Origin of the sequence: Pseudoalteromonas sp. SCSIO 43088 (genome assembly GCF_023650795.1) — a bacterium.
Classification (GTDB): Bacteria; Pseudomonadota; Gammaproteobacteria; order Enterobacterales; family Alteromonadaceae; genus Pseudoalteromonas; species Pseudoalteromonas shioyasakiensis.
Genome location: NZ_CP072675.1, coordinates 2,775,789 through 2,793,149 on the forward strand (window position 1 = coordinate 2,775,789; position 17,361 = coordinate 2,793,149).

The window sequence follows — 17,361 nt, forward strand, 5'->3', positions numbered from 1 at the left end:
TTATCCAAAGAGGAACGGCTATGCATACTTTACCACTAAACTCAGCAAGCTTGAATAACAGCAATGCTGCTTTGAAGACAACCGCAGCAATTATTGGCGGCGGTGTCATGACCTTTGCAGCATTTGCATTTATGCAGTACTTAATTTCTGCTGAGCAAAGAGCCGATGTTAAAACAGGCCCAGATATCACGGTTGAAATTTATGAAGTACCCAAAGACTCAAAAGTGCAAGTAAAGCAAACACTGCCGCCACCGCCAGTTGCTAAAATGCCACCAAAAGTACCGCCACGCCCAACGATTGATACAACCGATACAGTTGCAGTTGCGGATTTAACACCAACGATGACTTTCGATAACATTGGCGACACGCTTAGCAAAAGCATTAACCAACCAACGGGAGATGCAACACCAATTGTGCGTATAAACCCTAAGTACCCTCCGGTAGCAGCTCGTGATGGCATTGAAGGTTGGGTACAAATTAGCTTTAGCATTTCTCCGACTGGCGAAGTGATTGACCCTGTTATTATTGATGCAGAGCCCAAACGGGTATTTAACCGTGAAGCAATTCGCGCCATTAAACGTTGGAAATATCGCCCTAAAGTTGTTGAAGGTGTGGCACAATTACAAACAAACCAAAGCGTTCAACTTGATTTTAAAATAGATGGATAACTGCCTATGCTAATGAGCATCAAGACATGGTTATTTGACAAGCCAAACACAGATTGTTTGGCGCAGTATGCCAAAACGGGCGACAACCGTTACCTTAACCAACTCGTTGCTCAATATGGGAACGATCTTTATCACTACCTAGTTACACAAAGTGATAAAGATCTTGCCCTCGATATATGCCAGCAAACCTGGTTAAAAGTCATTGATAAACGCGACTTTTACAATGAACAGAACAACCCAAAAGCGTGGCTTTTTCGGTTAGCACGTAATTTATTAATTGATGAGTTTCGTAAGCAGCAAAAGTTCGTTGAATTAGAAGACAACCAACTATTTACTGAATCTCAGGATGCAAGTTATCACTATGACTACGAAGCCTTTGATAAAGCACTTATGGCACTTAGCTTTGTACAACGTGAAGCGCTGACCTTACAACAAGAAGGCTTTAGTCTCGAAGATATTGTTGCTATCACACAAAGTAACCCAGAGACTATTAAAACTCGGCTGCGATATGCCCGTCAAAACCTGAAACAACAACTAGGAGGCCATCATGAAGCGTAACGACGAGCAACTCGATGCTGATTTAAAAGCACATTTTCAAAAACGTAAGGCAGAGCACAGCTTAAGCAGCGACGAGCTTTCACACATGCAAAAGCCACAGTCGGCAACGCCAAGACCACAGCGCTTTTTAGGCCTGCAAATGACCGGTGTTTTTGCTGCTTTAGCGATTCTTGGTTTTGTCATGCTGCAATACAATAACCGTGAATTAACCCATGTTTATGCCGTAGATTTATCAGATTATCAATGGCTTGAGGTACATGAACTTGACGCCAAAGGCAGCTATGTGAGTAACCTTAAACAACAAAAACAAAACCTAGATGCGAACTACCAACAAGCATTAGCCAATCACCAAGCCCGCACCAGCTTCACCGGCCGTCTAGTCAGTGTTGATAACGACTGGTATATCGCCGACTGCGAGCAAAATATCATAGTACAAATTAAACAATCACTCCTTGAAGAACTACAAAAACACGGCACCCTAGATACTCATATTCACCAAGGAGACTTACTCGCCCTAGACCAAAACAAGCAAGGCCAAATCATCGCACTCAAACAGCTGACTCATGAGGCGGAAAAGTGTAAAGCTTGAAAACAGCTGCCAGATTTAAAACAAGTTAGCGAGTTACAAGGGGAAAGAGTAAAGGAGTACCGTAGGCGTGAAAATTATTTCGCGCGATGGCCTCAATCCATACTCTGTAGGTCGGGCTTTAGCCCGTTAATGAAAAGATAATTTGTCGCCATAAATGACGACCTACGTGTCGTTCGGTAGAACGGAGTGAAACCAACAAGTTAGCGAGTTACAAGGGGAAAGAGTAAAGGAGTACCGTAGGCGTGAAAATTATTTCGCGCGAAGGTTTCGACGAGCCATCAGCTTTCAAACTGACGACTGACGACTGAGGCTAATACTCCACTCTTTACCTCGCTTTTCCTACCAATAATCGCACATTGCTCTAATGTTAATAACAATTTAATGCTGAACCAGCTAGGCTAGTAACATCGTGTTTAAATATTATGGAGTTACCATGAAAAGGTCTTTGTTTAACAGTTTAATCATTGCCTCAATTAGCTTGTCGAGCTTGCAAGCTTGTGCTCAGCCGGAGCAAAAGATTCCTCTGGATGCCAGTGCTAATAACTACAAACTAGAATTAGTAAGCGAAGGAATTCAAATTCCGTGGGGTATGGCTTGGCTTAACGAGCGTGACTTACTCGTCACCGACAGACGTGGCGAGCTTAGGTTAATTCGTGATGGCAAACTCGTTGAGCAAGCAATTAAAGGCACACCTAAAGTACATGATGAAGGTCAAGGAGGCTTATTAGATATAGAGCTTGATCCGAACTTTGCCGACAATGGTTGGATTTACTTTTCTTACTCGGGCTATGAGGGCGATGGTGAGGGTTACAATACCTCAATTATGCGCGCCCGCTTTAAAGATATGGCTCTTGTCGATCAGCAATTATTGTTTGATGGCGAGCCAAATATTGAAACAACAAAACACTATGGTTCGCGTATTGAGTTCGACAAACAAGGTTACTTGTACTTCTCTATTGGCGACCGTGGCAAAAGAGACGTTCACCCACAAAGTCTAGACTATGATGCAGGCAAAATTCACCGTATCAATAGCGATGGCTCTATCCCTAAATCAAACCCGTTTTATAACCATAAAACAACTCACAAAAGTATTTATTCGTATGGACACCGTAACCCACAAGGTATGGCAATGCACCCTGAGACGGGAGTTATTTGGAGCCATGAACATGGCCCTCGTGGCGGCGATGAAATCAACATAGTTAAAGCAGGTGCAAACTATGGTTGGCCTGAGATCACTTATGGGATCAACTACATTGGTACAAAAATTACCGACGAAACTAGTCGCGAAGGAATGGAACAACCTGATTGGTATTGGGTGCCTTCAATTGCCCCTTCTGGAATGGAATTTATCACCAGCGATAAATACCCACAGTGGCAAGGCCAAATTGCCGTAGGTTCGATGAAGTTTGGCCACCTTGTTTTGGTAAAACTTGATGGTGACAAAGTAACAGGCCACAGCAAGGTATTTGAAGGTGTAGGTCGCGTTCGTAGCCTAGCCACCCACCCTAATGGTGATTTATATCTTGGCGTTGATGGTGTCGGTGTTTATAAGATTGTACCGAAATCGTAGGTTGGGTAGAGCGTAGCGAAACCCAACGAGTTAGCGAGTTACAAAGGGAAAGAGTAAAGGAATACCGTAGGCGTGAAATTTATTTCGCACGATGGCCTCAATCCATACTCTTGTAGGTCGGACTTTAGTCCGTCACTTTATAAGTGATTCGACATGTGTCGCCATAAATGACGACTGACGTTACAAGCAATAAAAAACCACAGACTTCTCTGTGGTTTTTTACTTATAACTTAAGGCTTACAGCTTAAAGCTATTACTTATAAAACAATAATACTCGTTACAAGGTAAGCTATAAAGGTTAATGCGCCGCCGAATAAGGCGTATGGCATTTGGGTTTTTACGTGAGTTAATAAATCACACCCTGATGCAATAGCCGATACCGCACTGGTATCTGAGATTGGTGAGCAGTGGTCGCCAAACACACCACCACCTAAAATAGCGGCAATAACCAATGAAGGTGGTAAACCTAAAGCTTGAATGAGCGGTACACCGATTGGAATAAGTATTGCGAATGTGCCCCACGAGGTACCTGTGGTAAATGAAATTACCGCACCGGTTAAAAACAGCACTGGCACAACCAAGTAAATAGGTAAGAAATCACCCACAAGGCCTGCAACAAACACACCCGTACCTAGGTCTTTTAAGCTTGCCCCTAAAGTAAGTGACAGCAATACGATTGCAACCAGTGGCAGCAATTCACCCATTCCTTTAAAGCCAATATCTACCAGCTTATGATGTGTAAATTCACGCGAGCTAATCATTAAAAAGTAAGCTACAACACAGGCTAAAATAGTTGCATACAGCACTGATTTAGAACCACTACCGCTGGCAATATCGCCATCGCCAGTCCAGAACATAAAGCCAACCATACTACCAATTAAGGTAATTAGAGGCACAAGCATGTAACGTGCTTTTGAACCTTTCACTTCTTCTGTAAGTTCGGTTTCTTGTTGCTCTAGGTTTTCTTCTGCTTGCTTTAATGGGCCATGTACCTTGTCAAAGGTGATGGTGTAAAACACAATAAGTAAAGTGATAATGGCGTAAAAGTTATAACCAATACTGCCCCACAACACCGATACCGCAGACTCTTCCATTTCGTAGTTGCCAAGAAGGCCGAGTACATAGGCGCCCCATCCATTTAGCAAGATTAAGATACACACAGGTGCGCTGGTACTATCGATAATGTAAGCAAGGCGTGCTCGGCTCATTTTAAATTTATCGAATAAACCACGCGATAAAATTCCCGAGGTTAATACACTTAAGTTCGATTCAATGAATACCGCAATACCTGAGAACATGGTTAAGTAGCCCACTTGGCGCTTACTTTTAGCCACCCCTTTGTTCATCAGCAAGTTAACGGTAGCGGCTACACCGCCAGATTCACGAATATAGGCAAGTAAAGCACCTATTAAGATACTAAAAATAAGGATGCGGCTATTACCAGGGGAGCTGGCAACCTCAATGACTCGCTCAATAGTGTTGATAAAGGTGAAAAACAAGGTATTACCTTCACCATTCAGAGCAAGCAAAAACTCAGACGACGCAACCGCGACCAATAACGCCATGATCACTTCTTTGCGCCAAAACACAATTAAGATAGCAATCAAGGGTGGTAAAATTGAATACCAAGACATAAAAACCCTTTTAAATTAAGAACAACATTTTATTTTTATTATGCGAAAACTCGCTAAGCTTAATGGCTTTGCCACCAAACTCAACTTAATTCGACTAGTGATTTAATATACTCTCATAAATCAGTGAGATAATAGAGCCATACTTACCTGTTTCGAAACGCTTGCCGACAAACTGGTAATTTTCTTGTGAACCTTCAATCGGTGTATGACGGGCATTGGTTAATAGCACAATAGCAAGGTCATACTCAGGGTCAATAACGGTCACGGTGCCTGTCCAGCCGGTATGACCAAAAGCCCGCGGGCTAGCATAAGGGCCAAAATGCCATTTACGCGCTTGATGCCCCGCTCTACGCCACCCTAAACCATAAGTCTCATCACTTGCTTGGGAGTTTGTAAATTGCTCAAGTACTTGTGGCGTAAAAATTTGCTTGTTGTCGTAGCCACCGCCATTGAGTAACACCTGCATAAGCACGGATAAGTCACCGGCAGTGCTAAAAAGCCCTGCATGCCCTGCTACGCCACCTAAAGCATAAAACGCTTTTTCATCATGTACTTCACCTTGCAGTACATCAGTTCGAATATTTTCAAACTCGATGCGACCACCTCGGGTGTTGCCGTTAATCTCAGTGGCAGCAATTTGCGAAGCTAAAAAACCTTTCTGTAATGGATTATAAACCGTATGTGTTAAACCAAGTGGCTGATAAATTTGGCTTTCTACATAGGTATCGAGCGCCATACCACTGATGCGTTCAACTAGTACACCAAGCAACATATAATCGATATCAGAATATAGGTGTTTTACGTTACGACCAGCCACAAAAGGGACACCTGTTAACAGTAGGTTTTTAGTACGCAGGCTGTTTTGAGAAAAAAAGCGCTCACCAAATTTATTGTCTTTACGATGAAAATCAACCACCGCAGGATAACCCGCACTATGGGTGAGTAAATCTTTTACTAAACGCTGTTCACGGCCGCTGCCTCTAAATTCTGGTAGGTAATAAAACAGTGGTTTTTCTACGTCGAGTTTACCTTCGCTGGCAAGCTTCATCAGCGCAAAGTTAGTGGCAAACATTTTTGAGTTTGAAGCTATATCAAACAAGGTATCGTTTTGCATAGATTGTGGGCTTGCAAGTTCACTGCCATCAGCATGGTACTTTTTAGCCGCGCCATAATGGCTTAGTTTAATCAACTTGCCATCTTTAACAACGGCGAGTACCGCGCCCGGAAAGCCCTCTTTAATCTCTTGATTAATTAATTCATCAACGGCACTAAAACGCTTTTGAGTGCTGTTTTTATCAAGCGTTGGGTAAGGAAAACGTAAGGTTAAGCTTGCCCCTTCAGGTAATACATTTTCTACTTTATACGTGTTTATGCCATCGCGGGTGCGTTTAGCCAAACTGTATTGATATATTTTTTCGGCTGTTAACGGTGAGGCAATATTAATTTTTTCACCATTTATGAAAATATCAGCACTGGTTGCATCTTGGTTTTCAATGATAATTTCACCGCGACCTTTATAGGCTGTAAATGTGCCTCGGTCGTTAACAAGCGCGCGACTGCTTGGATCAAGAGCCGGAATACGCGCTATAACTTGTGCATTGGCCAGTGTTTTTGGCGCTGGCTCAACCGCTTGCTGTTGCTGCTGATATTCTTTAAATAACCGCTCTAGCTTTTTAGGAAAGTACTTATCTAGTAATGCAAATAGCACCGCGGCACTTCTTGCATCACTATTACCGCTTACATGCCAAGGCAAAAAGTGCATTTGAAAGGCACTAAGGGCATCTAGCGTTTGCGAATCAAGTTGACCCGTTGCAATCACCTCATAGCCGTAACTGCGTAATGCTTTTTGCATTAATTCAACTGAAGGTTTTGATGCACTAAATAACTGCCAATATTTATCAACGGTGTCGCTTTCATACCATGCACCGATACCTGCTTTATACAGTTGATACCAAGGAAAACGCGGACCTGGGTCGTTCTTACGGCTTGGGGCAATATCAGAATGGCCAATCACTTGAGTTGGGCCAATATCAGGATTACGGGCAAGAATATCTTTACTAAGTTTTATTAGTAGCTCTATTTGCTTGGCATCATAATCTGGGAAAATACATAACTTGCTGGCGTCATTTTCCATCGCAAGCTTAGTTTGCTCAGGAATATGACAGCTTGGTACATTCACTATTTCAATACCAATTGAATGATCATTTAAATCTTCTCGGCCTTGCCAAAAACTGCGTCCGGCGTGCCATGCTCTATCTTTCTCATCAACCAGCTGAATAATTTCTAAATCGTCTTTTGGATAACTCGGGTCGCCTGATTCAGGTAATAAATAATGTGAACTTAAGCCCCCTTCATCCACGAGCGCACGCATTGATTTTTCGTAATCAATGGCGGTGTAATGCATCACTAAAAACTTAACACGATGACTGTAATTAGCTGATTGTGTATAGGTATATGGATTACTGGCGCAGCTTACTAATAATGCCGCACTACTAAGATAACACAGCTGTTTAAGTAACGTTTTCAAAGGGGTAAAACTCATAACAGATTCATACCTGATGATTTAAGCGTTGACGATTCTCAGCAATACAGTAGCAACACCCACTTAACATGTAAAATATTTTATTTCCCAATTAAAGAATAAAAAGCATACATTATCGCTAAGTTACTAAAAATAGAGCTATCTCAATAATTAGAGTTGTATCTATTATGGAATAAAACTATATTATTCCATCTAAATTAAGAAAAATATTCCAAACTTAGGTCTGCTAAAACAAAAATAAGTCGTCGTGTTAAGCAAACAATGCGCCCAAGCCCTGTGTTTATAATAGAACCATCGCTTTGCGCTTTGACTAAGTTAAGCAAACAAAGTGAGCCCTATGTCTACTTTTGTAAAAATTAAAGCCTTACGCCAATCTCTATCGAGCAGCGAAGCTAAGCTTGCTGACTTTACGTTAAATTCAGCGAATGCCATTCGTAATTTATCATCGGTTGAACTAGCAAAAGTGGTTGGTGTAAGCCAATCAAGTGTGGTGAAGTTTTCGCAAAAGTTAGGTTATAAAGGCTTCCCTGCTTTTAAACTTGCGGTAATTGATGCACTTAACGATGAAAGCAGCGAACCTAAGCTACATGGCAAGATCACTCTGAATGACTCGCTAGAGCAAATCGCCGAAAAACTATTAAGCAGTAAATTGGCGGTGTTAACCGAAACCAAAAACCTCAACGAAGCACCAGCTGTCGAAAAAGCGGTAGAGCTATTAAAATCTGCAAAGCGCATTTTAATTTGTGGTTTAGGTGGCTCAGCACTGGTCGCAAAAGATTTTTCTTATAAATTACAAAAACTCGGTATGCCAGCTATTGCAGAGCCCGATGGGCATGCACAACTTGCGTATGTTGCGACGTTTTCAAAAGGTGATTTGGTTATCGCGATAAGTGAGTCAGGTATGACTCGCGAAATTGCCGAAGTTGTTAAACAAGCTAAGAAAAACTCAAGCTCGGTGATCTCAGTGACTAAATTTGGTAGTAGCCTTGTTGCTGACTCAGCTGATGTAAAACTTTATTCGGTTGCTGAAGGCGAGTCTGTACGTTTATCGTCAATCTTAGCGCGTACGGCACAAGATTTTGTCATTGATATTTTGTTTATTGCTCTAACACAGTCAAGCCGCCAAGGTCGTAAGTTACTAGAACATTCTAATGAAGTTGTTGGCGAATTTAAGAATAACTAATTTCTTCAATAAGGTTATATAAATACTTTAAAGCAGCTCAGGCTGCTTTTTTTATGCCTAATTTAGGATGCAGTTTAACAATCCCCTTTCTCCTCTAAACTACCAAACAATTGCGATAAGCGACTGACTTTAAAATCATAATTTCTTACAAAGTTGTACTAAGAATAAATTAGCACCCCGTTAAAGCAAGTCATTACTGATCTTTACCTAAAATCGGTTATATATTTTATTCCTAAAAACCAACCTTTAAATGAAAAAATATTCTTGACCAACTTAAATAACACCTGTTTAATATATGGGCAACATAATTTTAAAGTTCATAAGTCTCAATTGGGTAAGTAGTCCAGCAAAGCATATAAATATAAGGACGGGAAACAATGAAACAACATGCATCCACACTCGCAATGAGCTATATAGCAAAAGCGACTAGCAATGCACTTCGCGCAAAGAAAACAGCCTTTACAGGTGTTGTTATGGCCGCGGCGTTAGCCAGCGCGCCAGCCTTTGCAAATCTAACCGGGGGGATCAAAGGTAAAGTATCATCACCAGAAGCACAGCAGTCACTGGCGGGGATCACAGTAACAGCAAAAAGTAATGTGATGCCAAAACCACGTACCGTTGTTACGCGAGAAGACGGCAGCTACGACTTACCACAATTAAAACCGGGTACTTATGAACTGACCTTCACCGATAAAAACGGTGTAACTCAAACCATGACTGTGGATGTTTTACTTGAACAAACTTCGAGTCTAAACGTCACTATGGGTGGTGCTAACGAAAACGTTGAAGTCATCACGGTTACCGGCAGTAAATTATTCCGCCAAGGTAAGTCTGCACTGACTAACTCACTTGGTGAAGAAGCAATCAATAGCGTGCCAGTTGGTCAAGATTACCGTGACCTATTAAAACTAGTACCGGGTGTTGAACTATCTGAAAACGCAACGCTAGGCCCATCAGCCGGTGGTTCTGGTGTTGATAACTCGTATGGTTTTGATGGTGTTGATGTATCTCTACCTATGTTTGGTAACTTAGCATCAGAGCCATCAACTCATGACGTTGCTTACGTAACTATGGACCGCGGTGGTGCAAAAGCCGTTGGTTTTAACCGCTCAGGCGGCTTCTCAATCAATACGGTATCAAAATCAGGTACTGACGAATTCCACGGTAATGTTGAATACAAGGTTCAACCTAAAAGTTTAGTGGCAACACCAACAGGTCAAGAAAGCTATGAGCTAGATAAAAGCTGGCTTACAGCAAGTTTAGGCGGCCCGCTTATTGAAGACTCTTTATACTTCTACACTTCTTATTATCGTCCTGAGGAAACTCGTACTAATAAAGATACTGCGTATGGTGAAGTAAAAGACTATAAGAGTGTGCGTGATGAATACTTTGGTAAGTTAACTTGGGCACCTACTGACGATATTTTACTTAATATTTCACAGCGTACTTCAGAAAAAACCATCGAAGGTCGCTCAATTGGCGCTTACGAAACAGACAGCGTCTCTGCGGGGATGTAGCAGACCAAGATATCTTTACCTTTGATGGTTCATGGCTCTTAGGTGACGCAACAACCCTTTCATTCCAGTACAGTAAATTTGAACTTGAGTCTGGTACCACACCAGATACCGAGCTATCTGTAGTGCCATCGCTAACAGGTCAACTTGACTTAAGTAATCTAACTGAAATGGGTTACTTCAGTGTACCTAGTTTATTAGATGCTGATGATAACTACACAGCTGAGCAAATTGCTGCATTTAATGCAGGCGCCGCACCTTTAATTGCACAGTACGGTTATACTGAAAACGGCGAAATGCTTGGTGGCGGCGGTGTTGGAGCTTATTACCAATACGATAATATTGACTTTTACCGTGATAGCTTCGAGTTAAACCTAGAACATGAATTTAGCTGGGGCGATACTTACCACACGTTACATGTAGGTGGTGAATGGAAAGAAAGCAAAGAAGTACTGTCTCGCCTTTCAAACGGTTGGGGTAGAATCTCTTATGTTGGCGGCCTCGATGAAAGCTTAGAAGAAGGCAGCTCTGTCCCGGTGATTTACCGTGCTCGCGTACAACAAATGAGCTTGGTTGCTGGTGAAGACGCCGTTTCTGCTATCAACTCAGAAATGGAAACACTGAATTTCGAAATCAACGATACCATTGAAGTAGGTGATTGGACTTACAATGTGGGTGTACTCGTAAGCCGCGATACTTGGTATGGCCAAGGCCTTAAATCGGCATCAGGTACGCTCTCTGGCTATGAGTTAGCACCAGGCGAAAAATACAAAATGTACCAAACAGATTGGTCAGATATGATCCAACCGCGTTTAGGTGTGAATTGGAATTATGCAGATCAAGACTCAGTATTTGCAAACTTCTCAATGTATAACCCTGAAGCAAGCTCATTAGCGCGCGCAGCCTCTTGGGACCGTAATACCCGTGCCGAAATCGAAGTTGAATTTGATGAAGCGGGTAACGTAATTTACGCTGAACCACGTCAAGGTTCATCAGGTAAAGTATTTGCTGATGATTTAACACCTCGTCAAATCAAAGAGTTTACTCTTGGTACCACTAAATATGTGGGTTCTGATTTAGTATTACGTGCTCACGTACGTCACCGTAAAGCGTCGCATTTCTGGGAAGATATGCCAAACAATGCACGCTTAACTGACTACTCTGGCGTTGATGCTGATGGCGTACCACAACATATTGCAGACAAAGGTTTATATGTAGATAACCTAGATGAAATCCGTGATGAAATTGGTGGTTCTTCTTATGTTATTGCCGAAGTAGATGGCGGCGAAACCAAGTACTGGGAAGCTAGTATCGAAGCTGAATATCTAGGTGAAAACAGCTACATCAATGCCTCTTATGTTTGGAGCCATTACTACGGTAACTTCGACCAAGATAACACCACAGCAACAACAGATGCTAATACCTTCATTGGTTCATCAAACTATGGCGATGGCCGTGGCCGTTACCCTTGGGATTACAAATACGGTACATTATCAGGTGATAAGCCACATAAAGTAAAAGTGTATGGTTACTACACTGTGCCATGGGATGCGAACATCGGTGCATACTTTGTATTCCAGTCGGGTAAACCTTGGGAAGCATGGGATGGTTCAATCTACGGTTACTCAAGTGGTACCACACGTTACAGCGAGCCTGCGGGTAGCCGTCGTAGCCCAAGCCACTGGCAACTTGACTTAAACTACACCCAAGACTTTAAGTTCTCAGGTGACATGGAATTACAATTCCGCGCTGATATCTTCAACGTATTTGACCGTCAAACAGGTTATAACAATAACCCTTATGTCTCGTCAGAAACCTTTGGTGAGTATCGCAACTACTACAGCCCACGTCGCGTGCAGCTGTCGTTTAACTTCAAGTTCTAAGTTTATCAATCCTGTTGGGGGCCGCTATTGCGGCCCTTTTTTATGCCTTAAAAACAGTAAAAGCTTAAATTGTACAAAATGCTTTTGCGGCATCCATATTACTCGCTTCTTTCATATAGTAGTCGAGTTGCACAGTTCGAATAATCGCTCTCACTTCGCTGTTACTTTCCCTTGCTTGCCACTGCCAAGTTTTAAGCGACTCTCGCGACACATCGACAAATAGTCCTTCAGGGAAGCTCTCTACAAAACGGATATCGGTGGTATTACCTTGTTTATCAATAGTAATAATAAAGCGCGCACAGCCCGTCTGCTTAGATATAAAAGCTGCTTTAGGGTAACTGGGCTTTGTTGCATGTTTAAGTGTCCACAGCTGCTCTGCTGCGTTTTTATCATCACGAAGATCGAGCACATCGGTTGAGTTACTTGTTGTAGTGTTTGGGAGTTGTGAGCAGCCAGCGAGTAAAGCGAGTGCAGCAATTAAATGAACTTTCATGCTATATCCTTGTAAATCAAGTTCCTTAATATAACACAGCTTTTTTATGGGTATAAAAAACGAGGCAAGCGCCTCGTTGTTATTTATCTAGTTAGCTAATTATCCAGTTATTATTGATACAGTAAATACGGGGAGCGCTTTCGTTTAAAAGCACTTAAGTCGGCTTGCCAGCTTTGCTTTATTTGTTGCTCAGTTTGGCCTGCTTCAATGGCTAAACGCAATTTATCAGTCCCTGCAAGTTTATCCATAAAATCAGCGCGTTCAAAAAACGTTTGCTCATTCGCACTTAGCTTTTGATAAACCGAAATAAACAAGCTTAAATCTAGGCCATGAATATCAGCATCTCGTAAGTCTTGACCAAATACTTCAACCCCTTTGAATTTAGGGTGCATTGAAGCGCCTTTAATCGCCCTTGGCGTAAAGCTAAATTCGCCGAGTTTAACTGGCGAGTAACCAACAACTTGAAACGGAAAATCAGTGCCACGGCCAATAGTCACAGGCGTTGCTTCAAAGAAACACAAAGATGGATAAAGCGCAATTGATTGGGCATTTGGTAAGTTAGGGCTTGGCTTTATTGGTAGCTCATAAGCCATAGCACGGTCGTAGTTTGTAACAGGCACGACACTTAGCTCAAGCTTATCTGCGTCATTTATCCAGCCTTCGCCTTTGATCATTTGAGCAAGCTCAGCCACTGTCATACCGTGTAAAACAGGAATTTCGTGCATGCCAACAAATGAGCGAAATTTTGGGTCAAGGATAGGTCCATCCACATAAGCTATATTCGGGTTTGGTCTATCGAGTACCACAACCTCTTTACCATTTTCAGCGGCAGCTTCCATCACGTAGTGCATTGAGCTGATATAAGTGTAAAAACGCACACCAACATCTTGAATATCAAAAATAATGACGTCTAAATCAGCAAGCATCTCAGGGCTTGGCTTTTTATTACTGCCATAAATCGACACAACATCAATGCCGGTTTTAGCATCTACTGTGCTTTTAACGTGAGCACCAGCGTCATGGTCGCCGCGAAAGCCATGCTCTGGAGCAAATATTTTGCTAACGACAACGCCTTTATCAAGTAATGCATCAACCAAATGTTGACCATTCACCACTGATGTTTGATTAACGACCAAGCCAACACGTTTCCCTGTTAATGCAGGTACATAAGCTTGAAAATTGGCTGCGCCCACCTGTAAAGGCTGTGCATTTTTAGGCGCTTGTGCAGGTGTTTCTTGGCAACCTAAAAGCGCTAGACAACTAACAAATAAAACAGTTAAAAAACGCATTATTCTTCAACCGCCTTCCGTAAAAAGCCACCCGCTTTTGACAATAACTGTTTTGCTTCAGGAGCTGGTTTTCCAGTTAACACGATTAAAATAGCCAGTTTTGCACTTTGCTCAGCTTGCTTTAATGCATCCACAGCTTGCTGCTGAGAACATTCTGTTGCTTGCATCACAATGCGAATAGCACGAGCGTGCAGCTTTTCGTTACTAGCATTCACATCAACCATCAGGTTTTTATACACCTTGCCTGTGCGGATCATGCTGGCTGTACTTAGCATATTCAGTACGAGTTTCTGTGCCGTGCCCGATTTCATACGTGTAGAGCCAGTTACAGCTTCTGCACCCACCACGGGGCAAATGCCGATTTGTGGTAAACGCATCACCGCTGAATCAGGGTTACAAGTGACACCTACAGTGACACAACCAAGTGATTTAGCGTATTCAATTGCCGAGCAAACATACGGTGTACGACCGCTGGCGGCAATGCCAACCACGACATCTTTACTGGTTAAATTGGCATTTTTTAAATCTTCAATAGCAAACGCGGTGCTATCTTCAGCGCCTTCTACGGCTTTTTTAACCGCGGTGTCACCACCAGCAATAATACCGAGCACTTGCTGATCGCTTACGCTATAGGTAGGCGCACATTCAACCGCATCCAAAATACCCAAGCGACCACTGGTGCCAGCACCAATGTAGATTAACCTGCCACCTTGTTGAAATGCTTCAACGACATGATCGACAGCTTCACTAATTTGTGGGATCACAAGTTTCACGGCACCCGCTACTTTGTGATCTTCATTATTGATTTTAGTGAGGATCTCAGTGGAGCTGAGCAGATCGATATCCAAAGTGTCTGGGTTTTGTCCTTCAGAGACAATACCGTTTAACTCTTCGAGTAACTCACGTTGTTGCTTAAAGACGTGCTCAGGGCTCATTGGGTTGTCCTTTTTCAATAATGTCATGGTAATGCTTTGCCGCTAAAATGGCGGCACCAGTTAATGAATCTCCCTTACAAGGAGATAATTCGTTTTGTAAGGCAAGTGGCAATAACGGTTGGCTAACTTTCGCCAAACCACCAATTAAAATCACCGGTAACGGCGAGTTACCTCGGCTTTTATTTATTAACCGAACCACCGACTGGGTGTGCTCTGTTAAAACCGCTTTTGCCGCCTCACAGTCGTTTTGTAAGCTAAACACCAACGGGCTAAATGCTGCATAATCCGCGGGTTTTGCTTGTTTAAGCCAACTACTAATTGTTTGACGAGTGCATCCTAGCTGCTCACTCAAACGAATCGTTAATCGGCTTTTTGGTAAATCGTAAATATCTATATCGTTTAATAATTGCTGCACAGCCATCAGGCCGATGCGGGCACCACCACCAAAATCATCAATGGTAAAACCCCAGCCGCTCACCAACTTAGTTTGCTTTTGGGCGTTTAATCGTGCCCCGACAGCACCGGTGCCAAGGGCAATAACCACACATGGGTCACCAAGATTAGCACCATATAGTGACGTAATTGCATCGCTGGTAATTTGCAAACTGGCAAATTCTATTTCGTAAATCAGCTTGAGCATCACTGTTAATTGTTCAGCAAGGCTCTGCGATGAGCCACCAGCAACCCCCATAACGGTGACGATTTCACTAGGCTCAGCGCCACTTTGCTGGCATACATCACGGGTCACTTTAACAATGTTTTCTAACGCTAAATCAAGATCATTCGAAATTGATGCCGAACCCGCTTGGGCACGAAAAGTAGCGCCACTTGCCTGCTCTTTTAGCTCTGCTAACACTTTGGTGCCGCCACCATCGATGGCTAAAACATAGCGTACAGCCATTTACGCACTCTTCTCGTCTGCCGCTTTACCAAGGCAACACACCAATGTTGCGAGCAATGTACCTATGCATAGCTGCCAAGTAAATCCTAAGTAAAAGCGCATTGATTCGGGTAGTAACCAGTCAATCATGTACGGCTGCATTAATAAGGTCACCACAAAGCCCGCTATTAGTGCTGCTAACACTGAGCCTTCACTGCCTCGTTTGGTGAACAAGGTAGTAAAATACACACCTAACAAACCGCTGTACGAAAATACCATTACACTTAACGCAAATTTTAATAATGGCATATCACTGTATTGCTGCCAGAAATAACAAAGAATAGCCATCAGCGCTAAGGCAAGGCTCACTAGTGCCATCCCTACGCGACCCGCTTTTACAAAGTGATGATCGCTTACTTGTTTGTTATGTTTTTCTAAATACGGGCGATAAATATCTTGTACGATGACTGAAGACATCGAACTAAGCCCAGAGTTCAAAGTAGAAATAGCCGCAGCAATAATACCCACGCTGACTAAACCTTTAACCCCGGCTGGTACTTCGTTTAATACGTAGTACATAAAGATAGTGATTTTTTCGCCATTAAATTCTTGTACAACCGTTTTCCCAGCTTCGTTATTCATTAATGCAGGTTGCTGATAAACAATATAAAGCAGCAAACCAATAAAGATAAAAATAGCCATAACCGGGATCACCATCACTACCGATAGTAATAACGCTTTACTGCCTTCTTTTGGACTTTTACAGGTTAATAAACGCTGCGTCATATCTTGGTCTAAACCAAATGCGGCGATATTTAATAGCACAAACCCCGTTAACACAGAGGCCATGTTAAAGACCCCTGACGGGCCAAAGTCTAAATCAAATTTAAACAGCGCGAGTTTTGAGTCTGCACCAGGACTTGGCTCACTCAAAGTTGCAATTATGGTTGAGAAATCAGCCGGAATAACATTCAGCAAGCACCAAATAACCGCAATAGCTGCACTCACATAAACGATACTTTGCAGTACATCAGAATAAATAACGCTGCGAATGCCACCCAAAAAGGTATAAAGCAGACCTGCAAGCGCCAGTACTAAAGTTGCGATAACCACACTATCTGCATCGATATTGCCATATAGAATCATCGCCACAGCAATCGCTGCCATATACAAACGGGCGCCACTGGCAAACACACGGCCAAATAAATACATCAAGCCACTACGGCGCTTAGCTTTTGGTCCGATACGTTTTTCAAGCAGTTCGTAAACGGTATACACTTTTTGCTGGTAAAACTTTGGAATTAAAAACGCCGATACAATAAATGCCGCAATAAACGCACCGATATTGGTCGCAATATATGAAAAATCACCTTGATAGCCTTGATCAGGCCCACCAATAAACGTTGCCGCAGATTGCGAAGTAGCTAAAACAGAAATAGCCACCATCCAAGTTGGCATGCTATTTCCGCCTAGAAAAAAATCTTGGCTTGAGTTAGCGCGTTTGCGATTAAACCACCAGCCACTTAGCAATAAAATTGCACCGTAACTTGCGAATACTAGCCAATCGAGAAAAGCGTAATTTGCACTCATTTATTATCCTAACCCAAACCTCAATGGAATATA

General features: G+C 42.5%; 14 protein-coding genes. 7 read left to right on the plus strand and 7 right to left on the minus strand.

Annotated elements, in window-relative coordinates:
* Positions 1–20 precede the first annotated feature (20 nt).
* The 4 genes from J8Z28_RS12810 to J8Z28_RS12825 all read left to right on the plus strand — a co-directional run bounded on the left by J8Z28_RS12810 (position 21) and on the right by J8Z28_RS12825 (position 3,385).
* Positions 21–668 (plus strand): energy transducer TonB, encoded by a 648-nt coding sequence (locus J8Z28_RS12810; protein WP_250659563.1) that lies wholly within the window; start codon positions 21–23, stop codon positions 666–668.
* A gap of 6 nt (positions 669–674) precedes the next feature.
* Positions 675–1,226: an RNA polymerase sigma factor gene (locus J8Z28_RS12815; protein WP_250659564.1), complete on the plus strand. Its 552-nt coding sequence runs from the start codon at positions 675–677 to the stop codon at positions 1,224–1,226.
* Positions 1,216–1,815, plus strand: a complete 600-nt coding sequence (locus tag J8Z28_RS12820) for a hypothetical protein (protein WP_250659565.1) — start codon at positions 1,216–1,218, stop codon at positions 1,813–1,815. The genes J8Z28_RS12815 and J8Z28_RS12820 overlap by 11 nt, the downstream gene beginning before the upstream one ends.
* A gap of 433 nt (positions 1,816–2,248) precedes the next feature.
* Positions 2,249–3,385, plus strand: coding sequence for a PQQ-dependent sugar dehydrogenase (locus J8Z28_RS12825; protein WP_250659566.1), 1,137 nt, complete (start codon positions 2,249–2,251; stop codon positions 3,383–3,385).
* A 257-nt stretch (positions 3,386–3,642) separates the two neighbouring features.
* Here the strand turns inward: J8Z28_RS12825 and J8Z28_RS12830 are convergent, their stop codons facing one another.
* Positions 3,643–5,019: a Na+/H+ antiporter NhaC family protein gene (locus J8Z28_RS12830; RefSeq protein ID WP_250659567.1), complete on the minus strand. Its 1,377-nt coding sequence runs from the start codon at positions 5,017–5,019 to the stop codon at positions 3,643–3,645.
* A gap of 94 nt (positions 5,020–5,113) precedes the next feature.
* Positions 5,114–7,561 carry a penicillin binding protein PBP4B gene (gene pbp4b, locus J8Z28_RS12835; protein WP_250659568.1) on the minus strand — a complete coding sequence of 816 codons (2,448 nt, stop codon included), beginning with the start codon at positions 7,559–7,561 and terminating at the stop codon, positions 5,114–5,116.
* 337 nt (positions 7,562–7,898) lie between these two features.
* On the opposite strand from pbp4b, the gene J8Z28_RS12840 reads away from it, so the two are divergent.
* The 3 genes from J8Z28_RS12840 (at position 7,899) to J8Z28_RS12850 (ending at position 12,141) form a co-directional block, all read left to right on the plus strand.
* Positions 7,899–8,744: a MurR/RpiR family transcriptional regulator gene (locus tag J8Z28_RS12840; RefSeq protein WP_054560797.1), complete on the plus strand. Its 846-nt coding sequence runs from the start codon at positions 7,899–7,901 to the stop codon at positions 8,742–8,744.
* A 377-nt stretch (positions 8,745–9,121) separates the two neighbouring features.
* Complete coding sequence (locus J8Z28_RS12845) at positions 9,122–10,261, plus strand: TonB-dependent receptor (protein WP_250659569.1); 1,140 nt, start codon at positions 9,122–9,124, stop codon at positions 10,259–10,261.
* Positions 10,262–10,383: 122 nt separating this feature from the next.
* Complete coding sequence (locus J8Z28_RS12850; RefSeq protein WP_250659570.1) at positions 10,384–12,141, plus strand: TonB-dependent receptor; 1,758 nt, start codon at positions 10,384–10,386, stop codon at positions 12,139–12,141.
* Positions 12,142–12,205: 64 nt separating this feature from the next.
* On the opposite strand, the gene J8Z28_RS12855 is transcribed toward J8Z28_RS12850, so the two are convergent.
* From J8Z28_RS12855 to J8Z28_RS12875, 5 genes are all read right to left on the minus strand, one after another.
* A complete protein-coding gene (locus J8Z28_RS12855) occupies positions 12,206–12,634 on the minus strand; it encodes an energy transducer TonB (protein WP_250659571.1) in 429 nt (142 codons plus the stop codon).
* A gap of 110 nt (positions 12,635–12,744) precedes the next feature.
* The gene (locus J8Z28_RS12860; RefSeq protein ID WP_250659572.1) at positions 12,745–13,923 is read right to left on the minus strand and encodes an exo-beta-N-acetylmuramidase NamZ family protein; all 1,179 of its coding nucleotides are present in this window, start codon (positions 13,921–13,923) and stop codon (positions 12,745–12,747) included.
* Positions 13,923–14,858: an N-acetylmuramic acid 6-phosphate etherase gene (gene murQ / locus J8Z28_RS12865; protein ID WP_250659573.1), complete on the minus strand. Its 936-nt coding sequence runs from the start codon at positions 14,856–14,858 to the stop codon at positions 13,923–13,925. The genes J8Z28_RS12860 and murQ overlap by 1 nt, the downstream gene beginning before the upstream one ends.
* Complete coding sequence (locus J8Z28_RS12870; protein WP_250659574.1) at positions 14,848–15,759, minus strand: glucosamine kinase nucleotide-binding domain-containing protein; 912 nt, start codon at positions 15,757–15,759, stop codon at positions 14,848–14,850. Before J8Z28_RS12870 ends, murQ begins: the two co-directional genes overlap by 11 nt.
* The gene (locus J8Z28_RS12875; RefSeq protein ID WP_250659575.1) at positions 15,760–17,328 is read right to left on the minus strand and encodes a sodium:solute symporter; all 1,569 of its coding nucleotides are present in this window, start codon (positions 17,326–17,328) and stop codon (positions 15,760–15,762) included. It lies immediately after the preceding gene.
* Between the last annotated feature and the right edge of the window lie 33 nt (positions 17,329–17,361).